This window comes from Actinoplanes awajinensis subsp. mycoplanecinus, from assembly GCF_001509495.1.
Taxonomy (GTDB): Bacteria; Actinomycetota; Actinomycetes; order Mycobacteriales; family Micromonosporaceae; genus Actinoplanes; species Actinoplanes palleronii.
This window is the reverse complement of sequence record NZ_LLZH01000025.1, coordinates 68490-89759: the sequence shown is the minus strand read 5'-3', so window position 1 is coordinate 89759 and position 21270 is coordinate 68490. Positions and strand designations below refer to the sequence as shown.

The 21270-nt window shown below is 72.4% G+C and carries 12 protein-coding genes; 7 read left to right on the top strand and 5 right to left on the bottom strand.

Annotated elements, in window-relative coordinates; genetic code table 11:
- Positions 1-49 precede the first annotated feature (49 nt).
- Positions 50-721: a hypothetical protein gene (locus tag ADL15_RS06470; protein ID WP_067685699.1), complete on the top strand. Its 672-nt coding sequence runs from the start codon at positions 50-52 to the stop codon at positions 719-721.
- On the top strand, positions 721-1326 hold the full coding sequence (locus ADL15_RS06465; protein ID WP_067685698.1) for a hypothetical protein: 606 nt from the start codon (positions 721-723) through the stop codon (positions 1324-1326). Before ADL15_RS06470 ends, ADL15_RS06465 begins: the two co-directional genes overlap by 1 nt.
- A 164-nt stretch (positions 1327-1490) precedes the next feature.
- On the opposite strand, the gene ADL15_RS06460 is transcribed toward ADL15_RS06465, so the two are convergent.
- From ADL15_RS06460 to ADL15_RS06450, 3 genes are all read right to left on the bottom strand, one after another.
- A complete protein-coding gene (locus ADL15_RS06460; protein WP_067685696.1) occupies positions 1491-3116 on the bottom strand; it encodes a metallophosphoesterase family protein in 1626 nt (541 codons plus the stop codon).
- Positions 3117-3165: 49 nt separating this feature from the next.
- Complete coding sequence (locus tag ADL15_RS06455) at positions 3166-4326, bottom strand: PQQ-dependent sugar dehydrogenase (protein WP_067685694.1); 1161 nt, start codon at positions 4324-4326, stop codon at positions 3166-3168.
- 73 nt (positions 4327-4399) lie between these two features.
- Entirely contained in the window at positions 4400-4813 is a 414-nt protein-coding gene (locus ADL15_RS06450) for a PH domain-containing protein (protein ID WP_067685692.1), read from the bottom strand.
- 196 nt (positions 4814-5009) lie between these two features.
- On the opposite strand from ADL15_RS06450, the gene ADL15_RS06445 reads away from it, so the two are divergent.
- A complete protein-coding gene (locus tag ADL15_RS06445) occupies positions 5010-7652 on the top strand; it encodes a putative bifunctional diguanylate cyclase/phosphodiesterase (protein ID WP_067685691.1) in 2643 nt (880 codons plus the stop codon).
- A gap of 54 nt (positions 7653-7706) precedes the next feature.
- On the opposite strand, the gene ADL15_RS06440 is transcribed toward ADL15_RS06445, so the two are convergent.
- Complete coding sequence (locus tag ADL15_RS06440) at positions 7707-8723, bottom strand: LacI family DNA-binding transcriptional regulator (RefSeq protein WP_067685689.1); 1017 nt, start codon at positions 8721-8723, stop codon at positions 7707-7709.
- Positions 8724-8971: 248 nt separating this feature from the next.
- Here ADL15_RS06440 and ADL15_RS06435 point away from each other — a divergent pair, with 248 nt between their 5' ends.
- Positions 8972-11095, top strand: a complete 2124-nt coding sequence (locus ADL15_RS06435; RefSeq protein ID WP_067685687.1) for a PKD domain-containing protein — start codon at positions 8972-8974, stop codon at positions 11093-11095.
- Between the two features lie 99 nt (positions 11096-11194).
- Here ADL15_RS06435 and ADL15_RS06430 read toward each other — a convergent pair whose 3' ends face one another.
- A complete protein-coding gene (locus tag ADL15_RS06430; protein WP_198170594.1) occupies positions 11195-12922 on the bottom strand; it encodes a BTAD domain-containing putative transcriptional regulator in 1728 nt (575 codons plus the stop codon).
- Positions 12923-13050: 128 nt separating this feature from the next.
- Between ADL15_RS06430 and ADL15_RS06425 the strand changes: the two genes are divergently transcribed.
- From ADL15_RS06425 to ADL15_RS56355, 3 genes are all read left to right on the top strand, one after another.
- Positions 13051-14724 (top strand): multicopper oxidase family protein, encoded by a 1674-nt coding sequence (locus ADL15_RS06425; protein WP_067685683.1) that lies wholly within the window; start codon positions 13051-13053, stop codon positions 14722-14724.
- Positions 14725-14732: 8 nt separating this feature from the next.
- The gene (locus tag ADL15_RS06420; RefSeq protein WP_157441198.1) at positions 14733-15479 is read left to right on the top strand and encodes a hypothetical protein; all 747 of its coding nucleotides are present in this window, start codon (positions 14733-14735) and stop codon (positions 15477-15479) included.
- A gap of 145 nt (positions 15480-15624) precedes the next feature.
- Entirely contained in the window at positions 15625-20991 is a 5367-nt protein-coding gene (locus ADL15_RS56355) for a peroxidase family protein (protein WP_067685681.1), read from the top strand.
- Positions 20992-21270 lie beyond the last annotated feature (279 nt).

Here is a 21270-nt window from a genome sequence, read left to right as displayed (position 1 = left end):
CTGATCGGCACGGCGCGTGTCGCCGATGCGGCCTGACGAGAGGATGGTCATGGAGGACGGACCGGAGTCACCCGCGTGGCTCTTCGCGCAGAAACGGGCGCGGATCCGCGCCCACGTCGCCGAGCAACTGCCGCCCGGCGAGACGTTCCAGGCCGCGGTCTGGGCGGCCCGGATCAAAGACCGGACCACGCCGGGTCAGTGGATCCGGCGGGAGCTGAACCCCAAGGCGATCGCGGAGGACGCATGGGCGGATGTGTTCGTCGCCGGTGAATCCGATGCGCAGAAGCGCCGGCGGTTCCAGGATCGGCGTGGCGTGGTCGACGGAGCGCCCGGCAGCCTGGCGGCTCAACTGGACGGCAGTTTCCCGATAGACGGCGCCGGCCGCATCCTGATCCTCACCGACCGGCGGCTGATGGTGCTGACCGAGGGACCGGAGTCGTTTCTTCCCCCGGCCGGGGAATGGCTCCCGCCACTGAGCTCGTGGCGGGACGTGCCCGCGTCGTTGAAGAAGATGGCGAACGATTTCGGTCACGCCTTCCACCCGAACAATCGGCCGATCACGTCGCTGCCCCAGCTGTGGCAGGGCCCGCGGCCGGTCTGGGCCGGGTTGTCCGCCGACCAGCCGCCGCAGCTCGGAGTGATGTTCGCCGACGGCTCTGGCGTCGCGTTCGGTGCCGCGGCGTCCGAGGCCGGAGCCTTCATCGCCGCCCTGGAGCCGTGATGACCGCTTCTGATCCTCAGGCCGAGGTCCGGACCCGCGTCGCCGAGCACCTGCAGCCCGGCGAGACGTTTCAGGCGGCGGTGTGGGCCACCCGGGTGCACGTCGCGCCGACCGCGGGCGAGGTGACCCGGCAGGAGCTGAACCCGAAGCGGCTGGCCGAGGGGCTCGCCCTGCAAGCGGCCGGCCTCGACTCCGGTCCGGACGCGTACCAGGGCAGCCGCGCCGGCGTCGTCGACGGCCCGCCCGGCAGCCTGGCGGCGCAACTGGACGGGCGGCTGCCGGCCGACCGGGGCGCCTGCCTGCTCGCGGTCACCGACCAGCGGCTGATCCTGTTCGTCAAGACGCCCGAGCCGAAGCCGGACTCGTTGCTGAGCATTCCGGGCTGGCTGCTGCGGCGCAGCCGGGAAGCGGCCGACGACGCCCAGTTCCGGCCGCCGACCGGCCCGCTGCGCCCGCTGAGCCGGCAGTGGCAGGGCCCGCGGCCGTCCTGGGCCGGTTTCCCGGACGGCAAGCTGCGAATCGCCTTCGCCGACGGCTCCAGCCTCGCCCTGATCACCCCGCGCGCCGCGGCCGAGCCGTTCCTCGCCGCGCTCACCCCGGGCTGAGAAGCACGGCTGGCCCTCAGGGGTGTGTCCCGAGGCTTGACACACCCCTGGGAACCAGCCGGGGGCGGGAGGCGCGCTGCGGTCCGGTGTGGCAGCCGGCTCGCGTGGTGCCCGGCGGGAGCCGGGTCAGCGGATCGGGTCAGCGGATCGGACCGCGGGCCGGGTCAGCGGATGGGCTGGCTGGACGGGGCCGACGGGGTGGCCGTGGGGGCCGGCTCCTCGCCGATGCCGATGACGTTGCGCTGCATCTCGACGTTGGACTGGCCGGTGCCGCCCAGCTGGATGTCGTCGTAGGCCTTCAGGGTGTGGTTCTCGTCGAAGTAGAGGACCGAGAGCGACAGCGGCGTCGGCTCCTCCTTCTCCAGCCCGCGCAGGCCGGCGCCGCCGGTGGAGCCCTCGACCATCAGCCGGGTCGGCATCGGGGCCTGGAACGCCGCGGACGTGGACGGCGACGGTGCGGCCGACCCGCTCGCCGACGGGTCCGGGGTGGCCGGGGCCGGTGCCGGGAGCATGGCCACCGAGCGCTGGTGCTTGTGCCCGGCGAGGACCAGCGGGACCAGCCCGGACAGCGGCTGGGCCATCGCCGGGTCGTGGACCAGCGCGATGTCCACCTTCGTGCCGCCGGCACGGATCGTGGTGGCCAGGCGTTCGCCGGTGGCGGTGAGCAGCTCGTCGCCGGAGTTGTCGCCGGCCGCGTTGCTCTCGCTCTTGTCCGGGGTGAACTGCGGGTCGCCGATGCCGGCGATGGTCACGCCGTCGATGGTGGTGACCTTGTCGTCGAGGACGATCGCGTTGCGCTGGCGGGCGACCGCGGACTGGATGGCCACCGAGTCGTGGTTGCCGCGGACGTAGATGTACGGGACCTTGATCGACGGGATCGAGGAGACGTAGGACGTCTCGGCGCCGCTGCCCCAGTCGACCATGTCGCCGGTGTCGATCACCGCGTCGATGTCGAAGGTCTCCACCACGGTGCGGATCAGGCCCCACGACGACGGGTTCAGGTGCAGGTCGGAGACGTGCAGCAGGCGCGTGGTGTTGCCGGCCGGCTCGTAGACCGGCAGCGCCGAGATGGTGGTGTAGAGGCGGCTCACGTTGCTGACGATCTGCTGGAGCTGCTCGGCGTACCGGCCGTAGTTGTCGGCGATCCGCCGGGCGTCACCGACCACCGCCGGGGCGTTGACCAGCAGGCCCTCGTAGCGCGGTTCGCTGATCGCGTCCGGCCGGATGGTGGCCGCGGCCAGCCCGATGCTGCCGGCGCTGACCACCAGCGCGGTCACCCCGGCCGCCGCGGTGCGGCGGACACTGCGGAAGATCAACGCCGCCGCCAGGATCGCGCTGAGCACGGCCAATCCCACCGTACGAAGAGCGAGCCGGGACACGCCCGCGGTGACCTCCTCGACGGCCCGGTCGCCGGCCGAGCTGATCGCCGTCGGGTTGTCGATCAGCTCCTCGGTGCGGCTCTGGTCGAGCGAGCCGAGCGCGACCTTGAGGTGCAGCGTCCCCCGGTGGCTGTCCAGGTGCAGCGAGCCCAGCGGCGGGATGTCCACCTCGGTGCCGCCGACGAGGGTAGGGCGGATCGACATCTCGGCGCGGAACGGGCCCACGTTGATGCCGGCGTGCGCGAACAGCATCACCCCGATGATCGAGGCGGCGATGCTGACCAGGGCGACGGCGGCGCCGATCCGGGTGTTCCGGAACCAGCGGTGCCGCCACACCCGGACGGTACGGCCGGATGCGGCGTGCAGGCGTCGGCGCCACGGTGCGGGGGCCGAGGCCGGGAGGTCAGTCACCAGCCATCACCTGCCCCGCCGGGCACGAGCCGAAACTGTCATGCCGATCTCAACTCCGGCCGGCGCCGCCGTCCGAAAAGACGAGCCGGATCAACCGGTCGTCCTCCGGATCCGGCTCGCCGGCGTCCTCCTGGTTGGAGGTGCTCACCCAGAGGGATCCGTCCGGCGCGGTGACCAGCGCACGCAGCCGGCCGTACTTGTCGGTCAGCAGCTCCTGGGCCTTGCCCAGGATGGTGCCGTTGCCGGTGACGTTGAGCAGGTAGACCCGCTTGCCGAGCAGGCAGGCGGTGGCCACCAGGGTCTCCAGCGCGGCGACCCCGCCGCACGACGCCTGAGCGGTCGGCCAGGTGATCATCGGGTCGGTGAACTTGGCGACGCCGGCCGTGCCGTCGGCCTTGGGCCAGCCGTAGTTCTTCCCCTTGCGCACCACGTTCAGCTCGGTGAACCGGGGCTGGGTGCTCTCGGTGGCGAACATCCGCTTCGTCGCGTCCCAGGTCAGACCCTGCACGTTGCGGTGGCCGGACGTCCAGACCAGCGAGTTCTTCGCCGGGTTGCCCGGCGCCGGCTTGCCGGCCGTGGTCATCCGCAGGATCTTGCCGCCGAGGCTCTTCGGGTTCTGCGCGAGTGTGCCGGTGGGTGTGCCGTCGCCGGTCCCGGCGTAGAGGTAACCGTCCGGGCCGAACGCGAGCGCGCCGCCGTTCTGCTCCAGCGAGCGCGGGATGCCGGTCAGGATCGGCTGCAGCGTCCTGCCCAGGACCAGCTTGCCGATCCGGTTGTCGGTGGCGGTGGAGTAGTAGACGTACAGCGTCTTGTCGGTCGCGTACTTCGGCGAGACGGCGATGCCGAGCAGGCCGCCGTCGCCGGAGGAGCGCACCTCGGCGAGGCGGTCCGCCTCAGTGACCTTGAGGCCGTCGGCGTCCGACTCCGGCCCGACCTTCAGGATCCGGCCGGTGTCGCGCTCGGTGACCAGAGCTGACCCGTCCGGCAGGAAGGCGATGCCCCACGGCACCTCGAGGCCCTTGGCCAGCACGGTGACCGCGATCTCCTGATCGCCGGCGTCGGCGCTGGCGGTCGGCGCGACCGACGGGCCGGGCAGGTTGGGCGCGCTTCCGGCCTCGTCCGGCCCGGGCGGGCCGAAGCTGCAGCCGGAGGTCAGGGCGAGCACGACGGCGAGTGACGCGACCGCGGCACGGCCCCGGCGGGAACGCACGGCTGAACCACCCCTCTCAGCTTGTCTGCCGACCAGGGTAACCGTGCCCCCTGTCAGTTCCCGGGAGGGAACGTCACTGCTCCGCGGTGGCTGGTTCGGGCTCCACGTCGGCGTCGTCGTCGGCGGTGGCGGACTTGCCGGCGGCGGCCAGCACCAGGTGCAGGTTGTCCCGGGTGATGCCGGTCAGCCGGATCGTGTTGCCGTTGTCCAGCAGCGCGGAGACCCGGCCCCGGCGATCCGGGGCGAGCTCGGTGATCCGGTCCCAGGGCACCCGGCTGCCGCCGATCAGGGCGCGCACCACCAACTCGTCCGGGAAGACGTCGGTGCCGGCACGCCAGGCCCAGGCCAGCACGGCCAGCGGGATCAGCAGCAGCGGGGCCAGTGCCGGGGTGCCACCGGCGAACGGCACGGTGCCGACGAACGCGATCCCGGCGGCCACCAGCGCGGTACCGGACTGGCGGACCCGGACGGTGGGGCGTCTACTCACGTTTCCATCCTCCCACTCGATGCCCGGGAACTTTCTCCGAGCCCCGAGTTGACCCCGGTCCGTCCATGGTCGACGATCCGGGGAGGGCCGCCCGTAACCCGATCCGGTGACGATTCGTTGTCCGGATGCAACGACCTCTTGTTCCGCCCCGCCCGTCGGGAGCCGACCCCCCGGCATGAACGCAGAGGACCTTGTCGTGGCTGTGTCGTCTCCGACGCCGGCCCGGTCCCGGATACCCGGCCGGGCGGCTCTGCTCGCCGCCGTCGTGGTGGCCGTTCTGATCCTGCTCGCCGGTGCCACCGGTCTGCTGCCCGGCGCGCTCGCGCTCGCCGTCGGCGTGGGCGCGGCCGGTCTCGGCGCCTCCGCCTACCTGGTGCGTACCGCCCTGGACATCCATCACACCGATCGGTCGTTCGTGGCCTGCCGGGGTGCCGGCTTCGTCGGGATGGGCGCGCTGGCCACCGCGCTGACCGTGCTGGTGCCCTGGTGGGCGCCGTCGAACACGGTCGGCTGGGTGACCGCCGGGCTGGGCCTGGCCACCGGCTGTTACGTGCTCGGCGCCTCGCTGCTGCCCGGCGCGGCGCGGAACTGGCCGGTCCGGTTGCGGCGCGCGTTCGACGGTGTCGGGCTCGGGGTCAGTCTGGGCTTCGCGGCGTATCTGATCCCCCCGGACGGCCAGGATCGGCCGGCCGCGCTGCCGGCCGTGCTGATCGCCGCCGGGGGCGTCTCGATCGTCACCGTCGTCGTGCTGCGGGCCCGTCCCCGGCCGGTGCCGGCGGTCTGGTGCGGCTCCGGTGCGGCGCTGGTGCTGGCCTCGCTCGCGGCGCTGGCCGAGGTGGTGGCGCTGGACGTGGCCGGCCCGGCCGTACCGTTGCTGGGTCTTCCGATGGTGGCCGGTCTGGCCGCAGCCGTCGCCGGTGGGTCGCGCCGGGATCTGCCGGTGCCGCCGGCCCGGCCGCGCAACCCGGATCAGTACCTGGCGAGTTATCCGCTGCTGGCGATCCCGGCCGCGATCGGCGTGATCGCCGCGGTGTGGCACCTGGTGACCGGGCCCGGGTTCGACACCGAGGGGATCATTTTCGGTCTGGTGATGGTGAGCGTCCTGGTGATGCGGGAGCTGCTGGTGGTCCGGGACATCCGGCGCTACGCGGGCCGGCTGCGCGTCGCCGAGGCGCACTTCCGGTCGCTGGTGGCCGGCGCCACCGACCTGACCCTGGTGCTGGACGAGCAACTCGTCGTCGGATGGCAGTCGCCGGCCGCGGCCCGGCTCTTCGGGCTGCGCGACGACGAGGTGGTGGGCCGGGGGTTCGGCGAGCTGATCCACCCGGAGGACGCCGCGGACGCGCTCGCGGTGATCGGCTCGGTGCTCGCCGGTGAGCACGAGGGCGGCCCGCCGGTGCTGGTCAGCGCCCGGATGCGGGACGGAGCCCAGCTCTGGCGGGACACCGAGTCGACGATCTCCGACCAGCGCGGTGTGCCCGAGGTGGCCGCGCTGGTGGTGCACGTCCGCGACGTCGGGGAGCGCCGGCACCTGGAGCGCACCCTGCACCGGCTGGCCTACCTCGACCAGCTCACCGGCCTGGCGAACCGGCGCGCGCTGATGCGGGACCTGCTGGCGCTGCGGCGCAAGGCCGGGCAGCACGGCACCCTGCTGGTGATCGACCTGCACGGGCTGGCCGAGGTGAACGACTCCCGGGGCCGCGAGGTCGGCGACGCCGTGCTGATCGAGGTGGCCCGCCGGCTGCGGGCGCTGATCGGCGGCGAGGACGTGCCGGCCCGGCTCGCCGGTGACGAGTTCGCGGTGCTCACCACCGAGTCGGCGGTTCCCGCGTACGCCCTGGCCACCCGGATCGTCACCGCCCTGGGCGAGGCGTATCAGCTGCCCGGCGCCGAGGCCTGCCTGCACACCAGCGTGGGCCTTGCCGAGTTGTCCGGTGCCGCCGACTCGGACGAGGTGCTGCGGCACGCCGACCTGGCCCGCCAGCGCGCCTGCCAGCTCGGCCCGGACCGGGTGGAGTGGTACGACCCGGACGTCGAGATCCAGCTGCACCGCCGGATGGAGCTCGAGCACCAGCTGCTCGGCGCGGCCGGCCGGGGTGAGCTGGACCTGGTCTTCCAGCCGGTGACCGGGTTGCGCGACGGCCGGCCGGTCGGTGTCGAGGCGCTGCTGCGCTGGCGGCACCCGGAGCTCGGCACGATCCTCCCGGATGAGATCCTGCCGATCGCCGCGGCCCTGGGCATCACCGCCGAGCTGGACGAGTGGGTGCTGGACGAGGCCTGCCGGCACCTGAGCACCTGGGCCGGCGGTGACGACGACTTCTGGCTGTCGGTGAACGTCGGGCCGCGGGAGCTGCTCACCGCCCGGTTCCCGGAGCGGGTCGCCACCACCCTGCGGCGGTACGGCCTGGCGCCGGAACGACTTGTCGTCGAGGTCGCCGAGACCTGGATCGCCGAGGACGTGCCGGCCATCGTGGCGGCCCTGTCCGGGCTGCGCAAGCTGGGCGTCCGCGCGGCGCTCGACGACTTCGGCGCCGGGCAGACCTCGCTGTCGCACCTGCGCCGGCTGCCGGTGGACATGCTGAAGCTCAACGCGGTGCTGGTCGGCGCGGCGTCGGAGCCGACCGCGGGTGGCGGCCCGGCGGTGCTGGACGTGGTGGTCAGCCTGGCCCGCCGGATCGGGCTGGAGATCGTGGCCAAGGGTCTGGAGACGCCGGAGCAGATCGAGCGGGCCGCCGCGGCCGGCTGCCGGTACGGCCAGGGCTTCGCGCTGGAACGCCCGGCCCCGGCCGAGCGGATCGAGGCGTACCTGGACAGCCACCGCGCGGAACGCGGTCAGTGAGCGGCCCCGCGGTCAGTGAGAAAAAGCGGTCAGCAAGAGGTCAGGAACAAGGAATCAGGTGCGCGGCGGCGCCGTGCTGCCCCGCGGCGTCAGGTGCGCGGTCTGCGCCTTGACGTTGCCGACTTTCTTGCCGTCGATCGCGTTCAGCAGCTCCCGCGCGGCCTGCGCGCCGTAGCCGGAGACGTCCCGGCTCAGCGCGGTCAGCGGCGGGTGCACCAGGCTGCACAGCGGCGAGTCGTCCCAGGCCACGATCGACAGGTCGCCGGGCACCGACAGCCCCATCTCCTGCGCCACGGCCAGGCCGGCCACCGCCATCACGTCGTTGTCGTAGATGATCGCGGTGGGCCGGTCGCCACCGATCAGCAGCCGCCGGGTGGCCCGGCTGCCCTCCTCGCCGGTGTAGTCGGCCGGCACCGTGATCGCGTCGCTGAGCCCGAGGGACGCGCACACCTCGTTGAACGCCTTCGTCCGCACCTGGGTGTGCAGCAGGTCGGGCACACCGCTGACCCGGGCGATCCGGGAGTGGCCGAGGGCGACCAGGTAGCGCACCGCCTCGGTGATCGCGCCGCCGTCGTCGGACCAGATCTGGGTGACCGGGCTCTCCTCGCCGGAGCCGCCGATCACCACGGCGGGCAGCTGGAGCTGGTGCAGCACCGGGATCCGCAGGTCGTTCTCCCGCAGGTCGGTGACGATCACGCCGTCGATCCGGCGCTCACCCCACCAGCGGCGGTAGACCTCCACCTCCTGCTCGGGGGTGGCCACCACCTGCAGGGTCAGCGCGTAGGACTGCGCACCAAGCTCGGCCTCGAAACCGCTGATCAGGCCCATGAACCAGGGCTCGATGCCGAGGATCCGGGCCGGCCGGCACAGGGTCAGCCCGACCGCGCGGGCGCGTGCACCGGAGAGGGCCCGGGCGGCGCTGTTGGCGTTGAAGCCGATCTCCTGCGCGATGGCGAGGATCCGCTTGCGGGTGGTGTCGGAGACGCCGGGCTGACCGTTGAGCGCGTACGACACGGCACCCTTGGACACACCCGCTCGCCGGGCGATGTCCGCAATCGTGGGCCGTTTCACTCAAGATCTCCTCTGTCCCCGCCGGTGGCGGTATGAGTCGTCGCTGAGCTTATCCGGCCACGGTTCAGCCGAGCGCAGTCGGCAGACCGCTCCATAGTGTACTTGACCGGTTAAGTGCCGGACCCGGTACGGATCTCGTACCCCAAGGGTTTTGCCAGAAAGGACTCAGGAATCACTCAGGTTTCCGTGAGGCGTTCCAACGAGGCGGACCTCAAGGTGTCGGTTCCCTGCGTTGCCTGAGGAGTCCGATGAAAAAGCAGCTCGCCCGGTGGTCCATCGCGGCCGGCGTGACCCTGGCGGTGATCGCGCCGCTCGCGGGGAGCGCCGCCGCCACCGTGGTCACCCCGCCCAACCCTCGCGACGGCCGGCTCAGCCAGGTCGGTCCGATCGCCGAGCACGGTTTCCCGTCCTGGTACCGGGACAGCACCGGGGCCCGCCTCGAAGCCTGCACGACGCTCGACGACCCGCTCTGCGCCACCCTTCCGGACGAGGTCCCGGACCCCGACCAGCCGGTCTCGTACCCGGGCAACTTCCCCGGCGAGTTCTTCTACCAGCTCGCCGGCGCGACGGTGACGCTCACCGACGGCACCCGCGCCACGATCGGCCTGGACCTCGAGGGCGCCTGGGCCAACGAGGCGGTCATCAACGGCGACCAGATGGTCTTCGGCCGGGTCCGGATCCGCTTCGACGCCGCGGCCGGCCGGCGTTTCAAAATCACCCATCCGTACGGCGTGGACGACCTGACCGCGACCGACAAGGGTGTGCGGATGACCGAGGACGTCGGCACCACGCCGGGCGCGTTCGGGCAGGCGCTGAACAGCCGGATCGGCCCGTTCCTGAAGTGGGATCCGGCGGTGACCCCGGCCGCCCCGGCCGGCTACACCGGTGACCCGGGTGTCGACCACAAGGTGGTGGGCAGCCCTTACAGCACGAACTTCGTCCGGATCGAGGAGCTCGACCCGTCGTCCGGCGCGGTGCTGGCCCAGCTCGGCTTCACCGACCTGTTCAGCGTCCAGGGCCGGTACGCCACGAACGCCGGCGTCGACCTCGACCAGGCCACCTACAGCACCGGCGCGGACGGCACCGGCGTGGTCGAGGTGTACGCGACGAGCGAACCCGGCCAGGCCGTCGAGATCGCCACCAACCCGGCCCTCGGCATTCGCGGCACCCGGCTGCGCGGCTCGAACGGCCACTACTACGGCCGGTTCCCGCTCACCGGCCCGCTGCCGTCCGGCGCGACGATCGAGGTGCTCAACGCCTCGGACCGCCCGGTCGCCCGCAAGGCCCGCAAGCTGGTCGACGTGGTGCAGGTCGGCACCGCCCGGTACGACGCCGACGCGCACACCCTGACCGTCACGGCCACCAGCAGCGACCAGGACGCCACCCCCGGCGTGCTGAGCGTGACCGGGTACGGCCCGATCACCAACACACCGTTCACCGGTGTGTTCGCGCCGCCGGCCAGTGTCACGGTCACCTCGTCCGGTGGCGGCACGGCCACCGCGGCGCTGGCCGGCTCGGGTGCGGTCTTCGGCCCGGACGCCCCGGTCGCGGCGGCCACCGCGGACCCGGTCGCGGTGGCCGGGCAGACCGTGAAGCTGGACGGCACCGGTTCGGCCGGTGAGATCGACACGTACCGGTGGACCCAGATCTCCGGCCCGGCGGTCACCCTGACCGGCGCGACCACCGCGGCCGCGTCGTTCAAGCCGGCCGCACCCGGCACGTACGCGTTCGCGTTGACCGTGACCGGCCCGGGCGGCCAGGGCGTGCCCGCCACGGTCACCCTCACCGTGGTGGCGGCGGCGCTGCCCACCGCCGAGGCGGGCGCGGATCAGACCGTGGTCCGCGGCAGGGTGGTCACCCTGGACGGCACGGTGTCGACCGGCGCCGAGACGTACGCCTGGCGGCAGATCTCCGGACCGGCCGTGACCCTCGCCGGCGCCGCGTCGGCGAAGCCGACCTTCACCTACCCGCTGCAGGCCCTGCCCGCCGCGCCCGGCCCGAACCCGGCCTACGTCTACGACAACATCCCGGTGGTGCTCGAGCTGACGGTGACCAACCCGAACGGCACGGCCACCGACCGGGTCACGGTCCGGCCGCAGGTGGAGAGCCTGACCGGGATCACGGTCCGCTACCGGACCGGCAACAACGAATGGCGGATCGCGGCGACCAGCACCCTGATCGCCGGCCAACGGGTCACCGCGGTGCTGGGTGACACGCTCACCGGCCGGGTGATCGGCACGGCCGCGGTGGACGCCGCGGGCGCGCTCAGCATCCGGGTCACCGGCCCGGTCCCGGGCGCCGTCACGACCGTCAGCCTGGTCACCACGACCGGCGGCCGGCAGCTGGCGTTCCCGGTCACCGTCACCAACTGACGGGTTCTCGGCTGGCTCTCAGGGGTGCCTCGAGCGCGATGAGGCACCCCTGGGAGCCAGCCGGGACCTCGGCCGGCGGCGGCTTCCCGATCGAAGAGATCAGGAGGCCGCCGCTAGCTGTTTGCGCAGGTAGAGCACCGTCGCGGCGGAGACCTGGGCGGCCACCGCGTCCCGGACCAGGGCGCTGGCGTGACCGACCTTGCCGTCCGCGCACTCGTTCAGCAGGTGCGCGTGCACCAGCGCGTCGACGCAGGTCAGCACGTCGGTCACCGAGTGGCCGGTGAGCACCGCCAGCTCGGACGCCCCGAGGTCACCGAGCACCGCGCAGACCCGCAGCATCTCCCAGGCCGGCGGGGCCATCCACTCGGTGCGCCGCCGGGCCACCTGCATGGCCACCGCGTCGGCCACCGCGCGCGGTCGCCGGGCCACCGCGACCAGCGCCGGGATGCCGCCGGTCAGCTCGCGGACGCCGGGGGTGGCGAGCGGTTCCAGCTCCTCGGCGGTGAGCGGGCTCAGCCGCATCACCACCGGGGTGCCCAGACCGGCGAGCGGCCGGCCGGTGATCTGCGACGGGTACTCGTAGGCCAGCACGATCCGCAGCGCCGGGCAGTGCCGGCTCAGCCAGGCCAGCTCGGCCACGCTGGAGGCGTCCAGGTCACGGGCGTCGTCGACGGCCAGGAACACCTGCTCGGGCCGTTCGAAGGTGGCCGCGATCAGCTCCAGCTCGGCCTGGCCCAGCGGGTGGTCGGGGAGCGCCCGGTCGACCGCCTCGATCGCCGCCGGGGACGCCTCCAGGTCGGTGAGCACGCTGCGCAGCCAGGACAGGCGCAGCACCCCGACCGCCGGGCCGGCGTCGCCGATGCCGATCCGGCCCGGGGTGTGCCGGCCCAGCTCGGCCAGGAACGCCGACTTGCCGGCCCCGCTCGGCCCGACGATGTGCACCACCGGCGGGGTCTGCGGCTCGACCATCAGCCGGATCTCGGTGAGCCGGCCGAGGAAGCGCTCGTGGGGGGCGGTGGATGTCCGTACCGTCGGAATGGTCTGCGGTGCCGGCGCGGGCGCGGCGAGATCCGAGGAGCGGCTGGCCAGCACGGCCCGTTTGATCTGGGCCAGTTCAGCCGACGGCGCCACACCCAGCTCACTGTCGAGCACCTGGCGGCAGCGTTCGAAGATGCGCAGCGCGTCGTCCGGGCGGCCCATCGCCACCGCGGCGGTCATCGCGGCGTGGTAGCCGGACTCCAGGAACGGGTTGAGCTCGACCGCCTCCTGCGCCAGCCGCAACGACCGCGGCGGGTCCTCGGCCAGCGCCGCCGAGGAGAGCTTGAGCAGGGCGTTCACCGCGGCGACCGACACCTCGCCGCGGACCGGTTCGGCCCAGTCGGCGTACGGGTCCTCCGGGAACGGCAGCTCCCGGGCCAGTCCCAGGATCTGCTCGTGCACCCGCAGCTGCTCCGGGTCGCCCGGCGTCAGGGTGTCCAGCTTGCGCACCGCCTGCCGCAGGCCGGCCAGGTCGAGCGCGGCCCGGCCGGTGTCGAACAGGTAGCCGCCGCTGCGGGTGACGATGAACCAGGTGGCCGGCGAGCCCTGTGGCTGCAGCCGGCGGCGGATCACCGAGACGTAGTGCTCCAGCGCGCCGGCGTGGTTGCCGGGCAGGTCCTCGCCCCAGACCGCGTCGGCCAGCGCGTCCTTGGACTGGATCCGGTCGTGCCGGGCGGCCAGCACGGCCAGCACCTGACGGGCCCGGCGGGGCAGCTCACCGGCCGGCAGCAGCCCGCCGTCGCTGTCGACGACGGTGAGTTGTCCCAGAACCTTGACCAGCAATCCCACGTTCTGTGGATCGCCAGAATCGGGCCGGAGTTGAGAACCGCCGGGCCTCAGCATCACCAACGGAACCCCTCAGCGTCTCTTTCTAGGTTCTGGCTCCCTGTGTGAACCCTGGGAAGAAGAGGTGTCCGATGGTCAACGAGAGTCTGAGCCGTCGTGGGCTGCTCAAGGGCGCGCTCGCGCTCGGTGGTGGCGGTCTGCTCGTGATGACGGCCGGCGGCGAGGTTGTCGCGGCGTCCAGCAAGCTCTCGTCCAAGAACATGCCGACGCCGTACACGACCATGTTCCGGCGGCCGCCGGTGCTGATGCCGGACGCCGAGGGCGTCGACGAGAAGGGCCCGTTCCAGAAGTACTGCCTCACCCAGAAGCTGGGCAGGGCGAGCATGGTGCCCGGCCTGACCACCACGATCGCCGGCTACAACGGGATCTTCCCGGGCCCGACCATCCGGGTGCGGCAGGGCACCCGGACCGAGGTCCGGATCTGCAACGCCCTGTCGAACGTCAACACCCTCACCGGGCGGCCCTTCAGCACGGTCACCCACCTGCACGGCTCCGCCTCCCTGCCGCAGTACGACGGCTACGCCAACGATCAGACGAAACCCGGTCAGGTGAAGACGTACAAGTACCCGAACTGGCAGCAGGGCCGGACCCTTTGGTACCACGACCACAACCATGGGGACACCGCCGAGAACGTGTACTCCGGCCTGGCCGCCCAGTACCACCTGAAGGATCCGTACGAGACCGCCCAGTTGCCGCAGGACGAGTTCGACGTCCCGCTGGTGGTCAGCGACATCGCGTTCAACGCGGACGGCTCGGTCGCGTTCGAGCCGGACGGCAACGCCGGTTTCATGGGTGACGTGATCCTGGTCAACGGCGTGCCGTGGCCCAAGATGAAGGTCAAGCCGCGGGTCTACCGGTTCCGGGTGCTGGCCGCCAGCATCTCCCGGTCCTTCCGGTACGCGCTGAGCACCGGCGACCCGATCTACATCGTGGGCACCGACGCCGGCATGACGCCGAAGGTGAACGCGGTGGCGTCGTTCCGGCAGGGTGGCGCCGAGCGCTACGAGATCCTGATCGACTTCCGGAAGTACAAGGCCGGTACGAAGATCGAGCTGAAGAACCTGAGCAACAAGAACAACGTCGACTTCGCCAACACCGGCAAGATCATGCAGTTCGAGGTGGTGGCCGACGCCGGCCCGGCGGACACGTACCAGATCCCCACGACGCTGGACCTCGGCCCGCAGCCGTTCGCGAACCGCGGCGCCGTCGAGGTCAACAAGCTGACGCCGGAGATGGCCACCGCCCGGCGCCGGCTGCGCGTCGAGCGCAAGCACGGCGAGTGGACGGTCAACGGGGAGACCTGGGCGGACGTCGAGGACTCCGGCTTCACGCGGGTGCTGGGCAACCCCAAGCCGTACGACGTGGAGATCTGGGAGCTGGTCAACGAGTCCGGCGGTTGGTATCACTCGTTCCACATCCACCTGATCGACGCCAAGATCATCGCCCGGAACAGCACCCCGGACGGCAGGGCGCACGCCTGGGAGGGTGGCGGCAAGGACGTCTTCTACCTCGGCGAGAACGAGACGGTCACCGCGCTCATGCAGTTCACCACGGGAGACGGCAACGCCGGTGGCCGTTACATGACGCACTGCCACAACCTGGTGCACGAGGACAGTGACATGATGATCCAGTTCGCGGTCGGCGACCTGGACACCAACAACCCGATGATGGCCGACCCGGCGAAGGCCGAGACCGAGCCGGAAGCCGCCGCGACCTACGCGTCGAGCTACCCGCTGGGCACCTGATGCGGGGCTTGCCCCGCGCTGCGGGCGTCGCCCTGGTGCTGACCGTGCTCGCGGGCGCGGCCTGGTCGGGCGGGTGGTTCGCCCCGGCACCGACGCCGGCCGCGGCCGCGGTGATCACCGGGGACGCCGGCGACGAGTGGGCCACCACCACGTACGACGGGCCGATGGTGCGCAAGCGGGCGGCGATCGCGGTGCACCCGGGCCGGGGCGCCGACCGCGCGCACGTGGCGGGCGAGCTGTACGCCGCGGCGAAGGCGGCCGGGCTGGGCGAGCCGGCCGACGCGACGTTCGCGGTGTTCAGCGCGGACCTGCTGAACTACCTGGTCCCGGAGCTGACCGTGGTGCTGCCGGAGGGGGTGACCACGCAGCGGGCCGAGGCCCTGATGCGCGATCACCAGCCCGGTGACGTGGCGTTCTACGTGGTGCAGCAGGTGCTGGTGCACGACGTCACGTTCGCGGTGGTCACCGACGGGGTGGACCCGGCGGAGGCGCGGCAGCGGATGGACACCGAGGGGATCCTGAGCGACTCGCTGAACCGCTACGCGACCACCGTGCAGCCGGCCGGGCTGACCGTCCGGTACTTCGGGGCGCTGCTCAGCGACGGGCAGATCGAGACGGTACGGGCGGCGATGGCCCGGGCGGCCGGGACCGAGGCCGGCCGGGTGACCGTCTCGGCCACGCAGCCGGGGGCGGGCGTCGACCTCTCTCAGGGCGTACCCCATCTTGATGAGAACGCCGAGCACCACGGACATTGACCGGAAAGACATCGGAAGGGCCATCCCGCAGCGCGGGGTGGCCCTTCTTCAGTTCGGCTAAAGCCGGACCTCAGCCCCGCATCCCAGCATGTACGAAATTCCCGTGCCAAACGGGCATCTCGCATCGTCCTGGGAGGGCCTCCCGTTGCCGAAGCTCCGTTCCGTCGCCGCCCTGGCTGCCGTGCTGGTCGCCACGATCCTGATGGCGCCCGCCCCCGCGTCCGCCGCCCCGATCGGTCAGGGGTTCACCGTGACCGCGGCCGACCTGGCCTACATCCTGAAGCAGATCACGATCGCTGAGGCGCACGTCCGGAACACCACGAGCGCGACCGGCCCGTGCGGCGCGCTGCTCGGGACCGGACCGGACCGGCTGGCCAGCCCGCTGCTCGCGATGGGGCTGCGGACCGTCGACGGGACCTGCAACCACCTGACCGCCGGTCAGGAGAAGTACGGCGCGGCCGACCAGGGCTTCCCGCGGCTGGTGCCGGCGCAGTACCGGGCCGGGTACACCGGCGCGAACGCGTCCGACGCCCAGCCCCGCCTGATCAGCAACCTGATCGCCGACCAGAGCGCGGGCAACCCGGCCGCGGTCGCGGCGGCACACGGCGCCGACCCGGCCACCGGGATACCGAACGTCACCACCGACGCCGGGCTGTCCGCGCCGTACAACTCGTGGTTCACGCTCTTCGGGCAGTTCTTCGACCACGGCGTGGACCAGACGGTCAAGGGCTCGACCGCGGTGATCATCCCGCTGCCGGCCGACGACCCGCTGGTGATCAGCGAGAACCTGCCGCCGCAGCTGCGGTTCATGGTCCTCAGCCGGGCCGCGGGCGGCACGACCGCCACGAACACCGACACGCCGTACGTCGACAACTCGCAGACCTACACCTCGCACGCCGCGCACCAGGTCTTCCTGCGCGAGTACGACGCGACCGCCACGGACACCGGTCGCCTGCTCAGCGGCGTCGCGGGCGGGCTGCCCACCTGGGACGACGTGAAGCGCCAGGCCGCCGAGGTGCTCGGGCTGCGGCTCAGCGACGCCGACGCGCTGAACGTGCCGGCCGTGCTGGCCGACGCGTACGGGACATTCGTCCCCGGCCCGGCCCGTGGCCTGCCGCAGTTCGTGACCAGCAGCGGCCTGGTCGAGGGCGACACCGCGAACCCGGTCGCGACGCCGGCCACCGTGCTGCACTTCGACACGCCGTTCCTGTCCGACATCGCCCATGCCGCCGACCCGTCGAAGCCCGGGTACGACGCCGCGCTGCTCGGCCGGCACTACATCGCCGGTGACGGCCGGGTCAACGAGAACATCGGCCTGACCGCGGTGCACCAGATCTTCCACTCCGAGCACAACCGCCTGATCGGCGACATCCAGCGGGTCGCTCTTTCGTCAGGCGTCGCGGCTGAGTGGACCGGGGACCGGCTCTTCCAGGCCGCCAGGTTCATCAACGAGATGGAGTACCAGCACCTGGTCTTCGAGGAGTTCGCCCGCAAGATCCAGCCGGCGATCAACCCGTTCCAGCCGTTCGCGTTCACCCAGAGCGAGATCAACCCGGCGATCTACGCGGAGTTCGCGCACGCCGTCTACCGGTTCGGGCACTCGATGCTGACCGAGACGATCGCGCGTACCGACGGGTCCGTCCCGCTGCTGGACGGCTTCCTCAACCCGGACGCGTTCACCGAGGGCGGTACGCTCAGCCCCGAGCAGGCCGCCGGTTCGATCGTGGACGGCATGTCGAAGCAGGTCGGCAACGACATCGACGAGTTCGTCACGGACACCCTGCGCAACAAGCTGCTCGGCCTGCCCACCGACCTGGCCGCGATCAACATCGCCCGGGGCCGGTCCGAGGGGGTGCCGCCGCTGAACGTGTTCCGGCGGGCGCTGCACGACCGGAGCGGGGACGGGCGGCTCACGCCGTACGTCAGCTGGATCGACTTCGGCGAGAACCTCAAGCACCCGGCGTCGCTGGTCAACTTCATCGCGGCGTACGGGACGCATTCCTCGATCGTTGCCGCGTCCGGTGTTGCGGCGAAGCGCGCGGCGGCCCAGGCGTTGCTCGACTCCCCGTCCGGCGCCGACTTCGTGAACGCCCCGGCGAGCGAGTCCGGGGTCGACGACATCGACCTGTGGATCGGCGGGCTCGCCGAGACCACCGACCCGTTCGGCGGGCTGCTCGGCAGCACCTTCGACTACGTCTTCGAGACCCAGCTGACCGCGCTGCAGAACGGCGACCGGCTCTACTACCTGGCCCGGACGCCCGGGATGAACCTGCGCAGCCAGCTCGAGGGCAACAGCTTCGCCGAGTTGATCATGCGGAACACCGGGGTCGAGGGGCTGCGCGCCGACGTCTTCGCCACCGCGGACTGCTCCTACGACCTGTCCCGCCTGACCTACTCCGGCAACCGGGTGCTCGACGACCCGGGGTCCGACTGTGACGAGTCGGCGCTGCTGCTGCACCTGCCGGACGGGACCTACAAGCAGCGGAACCGGTCCGTCGCCAACCCGCAGTCGGTCTGGCGTGGCACCGACGACCGCGACCGGGTCAGCGCCGGCAACGACGACGACACGGTCTGGGGCGGCGAGGGCGACGACGTCCTCGAGGGCGGCCCCGGCAACGACGCGGTGATCGGCGGTGAGGGCGACGACGTCCTGACCGATTCCGGCGGTGACGACATGCCCCGCGGCGGCCCCGGCAACGACGCGATCAACGCCGGCCCCGGCCTCGACGTCGTGCTGGCCGGCGACGGCAAGGACGTCACCGACGGCGGCGCCAACGCCAACGCCACGTTCGCCGGCGAGGGCGACGACTTCGTGATCGCCGGCGACGGCGAGGACTCCGTCTGGGGCGACGCCGGCGACGACTGGGAGGAGGGCGGCGACTCACCCGACCTGCTCCAGGGCGACAGCGGCAACCTGTTCTTCCTCGACGACGCGAACCGGCCCGGCAACGACGTGCTGATCGGCCAGGGCGGCGACGACGACTACGACATGGAGGGCGGCGACGACATCGGCGTCCAGGGCCCCGGCATCGAGAAGAACGCCGGTGGCTCGGGTTACGACTGGTCCATCGCCGGTGCTTCCGGTGAGGAGAAGGTCGACTCGGACCTCGCGCTCCCGCTCGCGCCGCTGGACAACCTGACCATCGGGGTCCGGGACCGCTACAACGAGGTCGAGGCGCTCTCCGGCGGTGTCCACGACGACGTGCTGCGCGGCGACAGTCTCATCCCGTCCGACCTGGGCGGCGGTGGGTTCCTCGGCTGCGACGCCCTGGACACGGCCGGCGTCGCCCGGATCCGCGGCCTCGACCAGGTGGTCACGTCGCTGCCCACCCCGGCCTCGGCGGTCGGCAACCAGACCGGTCGGCCCTGTGACCTGCACGGCAATGTCTGGGGCGGCGGCAACATCCTGCTCGGCGGGCCCGGCGACGACACCCTGCAGGGCCGCGGCGGCGACGACATCCTGGACGGCGACCGCTATCTGACCGTCCGGCTCAGCGTCCGGGACGCGGCCGGCCACGAGCTGCGCTCGGCCACGACCATGCGTGAGCTCCAGGCCGACGTCTTCACCGGCAAGATCAACCCCAAGGACATTTTCACCGTACGCGAGACAGCCGCGTCGTCGTCCCCGGACGTCGACACCGCGGTGTTCACGGGGAACCGGTCGCTCTACGCGATCACCCCGGTCACCGGTGGCCTGCAGGTGGCGGGCCCGGACGGCACCGACACGGTCCGCAACGTCGAGCTGCTGCGCTTCGACGACCAGCTGGTCGACGTGTCCGGGCTGCAGGCGTTCCTGGGCGTGTCCGCGTTCGCCGGCCCGTCCTCGGCGACTGTCCTGCTCACCGTCCCGGACGGCGCGGGGCTGACCGGTCTGACCCTGTCCCGCACCAGCGCGGAGGGCACGGTCCTGACCACCCTGCCGGCCACGACCCGGACCGTGGTGGTGCCGGGCCTGACGAACGGGGTGTCCTACACGTTCCGGGTCCGCGCGGAGAGCGCGGCGGGCGCGGGCACGTTCAGCGCACCGTCAACCCCGATCACCCCGACCGCAACCTCCTCCGCCGACCACCCGCCGACCTCCGACGACGGCTCCGACGATGACTCCGGCGGCGGTTCTTCCGGTGGCGGCTCCTCCGGCGACGGCTCCTCCGGCGGCGATGACGACAACGTTCCCGTTACCAGCCCGACCGTGACCGCGCCGACGACCGCTCCCACGACTGCGGCTCCGACGGTTCCCGCTCCGACAACCGCTCCCACGACTGTCCCGACCGCGGCTCCGACGACCGCGGCCCCCACGACCACGACTCCGGTGACCTCCGGGCCGACCGCGGTCCCGACCCGCCCGGCGGTGCCGGTGGCACCGGACGCTCCGCGGATCGGCCTGGCCACCGCCGGCGACGAGAGCGCCGTGATCCGCTGGACGGCTCCTCTCCACAACGGCGGCAGCCCGATCTACGGCTATGAGGTGCAGGCCCTCGACGACGAGACCGGCATCGTGGTGAACGTCGACGCCACCGGCCCGGAAGCCACCGAACTCACCATGACCGGCCTCACCAACGGCCTGCCCTACTCGTTCTGGGTCCGCGCCGTGAACGCCGCCGGCCCCAGCGACTTCTCCACCCCCTCCAACCGGGTAACCCCCACCCCGCCCACCGGCTCGGGCTCTGGATCGGGCGCGGGCTCCGGCACCGGGGCAGGGTCCGGCGCAGGCTCGGGTTCCGGGACCGGCACCCCCGGCGGCTCCGGGACCTCCACCCCGACCGCGACGCCGAAGCCCACCGGGTCCCCGTCACCCTCCGGCGGCCCCAGTACCTCACCCACCCCGACGCCGTCGCACCCGTCGCCGTCGCCGACCTCGACCCCGACCACCCCGCCGTCCACGTCACCGCCCACCACCCGGACCGTCCCCGGCGCCGCACGCATCGGCACCCCGGCACCCGGCAACGCCCTGGCCGTGGTCCGCTGGACCGCACCCACCAGCAACGGCGGCTCCCCGCTGCTCCGCTACGAGATCCGCGTCCTGACCACCGGAAACCACCAGGCAGGCACCCTCCGCACCGCCCCGGCCTCCTCGTCCGCCCAGACCGTGGCCCACCTGACGAACGGCACCACGTACCGCTTCCAGGTCCGCGCCGTGAACGAGCTCGGCGCCGGCCCCTGGTCCCCGATCAGCGCCGCCGTCATCCCGCACACCGCGCCGCCGGCCCCGCGCTCGTTCACGGCAACCCCCGGCGCGCCCGGTGGCACCGTGACCACCACCCTCCGCTGGACCGCCCCACCCGCCACCGGCGGCACCCCGATCACCGGCTACCGCCTGACCACCCAGCGCCTGACCACCCGGGGCGCCCCCACCGGAGCCCCGTTCACCCTCATCCTGTCCAGCTCGACCCGTTCCACCACGTTCGTAACCCCACCCGGCACCCGCCCCGGAACCCGCTACCGCTTCACCCTCCAGGCCCTCAACAAGTCCGGCCCCAGCCCCGCCCGAACCACCACCACCCCAGCCCGCTGACCCAGCCCCAAAGCCCCCCGTTGCGTGGGGAGTTGCGGTTCGCTCCGCACCAAATCTCCCCACGCAGCGGTGGGGCACCCGTTGTGTGGGGAGTTGCGGTTCGCTCCGCGCCCAAATTCCCCACGCAGCGTCGGACCCCGCCGGGAGCGGAGCCGCGCTGCGGCTCGGTGGTGCGCGGAGGTCGCGTGGCCTCACGGGCGGGACTCGGCTTGTAGCCTGCGGGCGGTCGCTCCGTATACGTACCGGAAAATGGCGGTCTTGGGGGAAAGCGAACGCCCG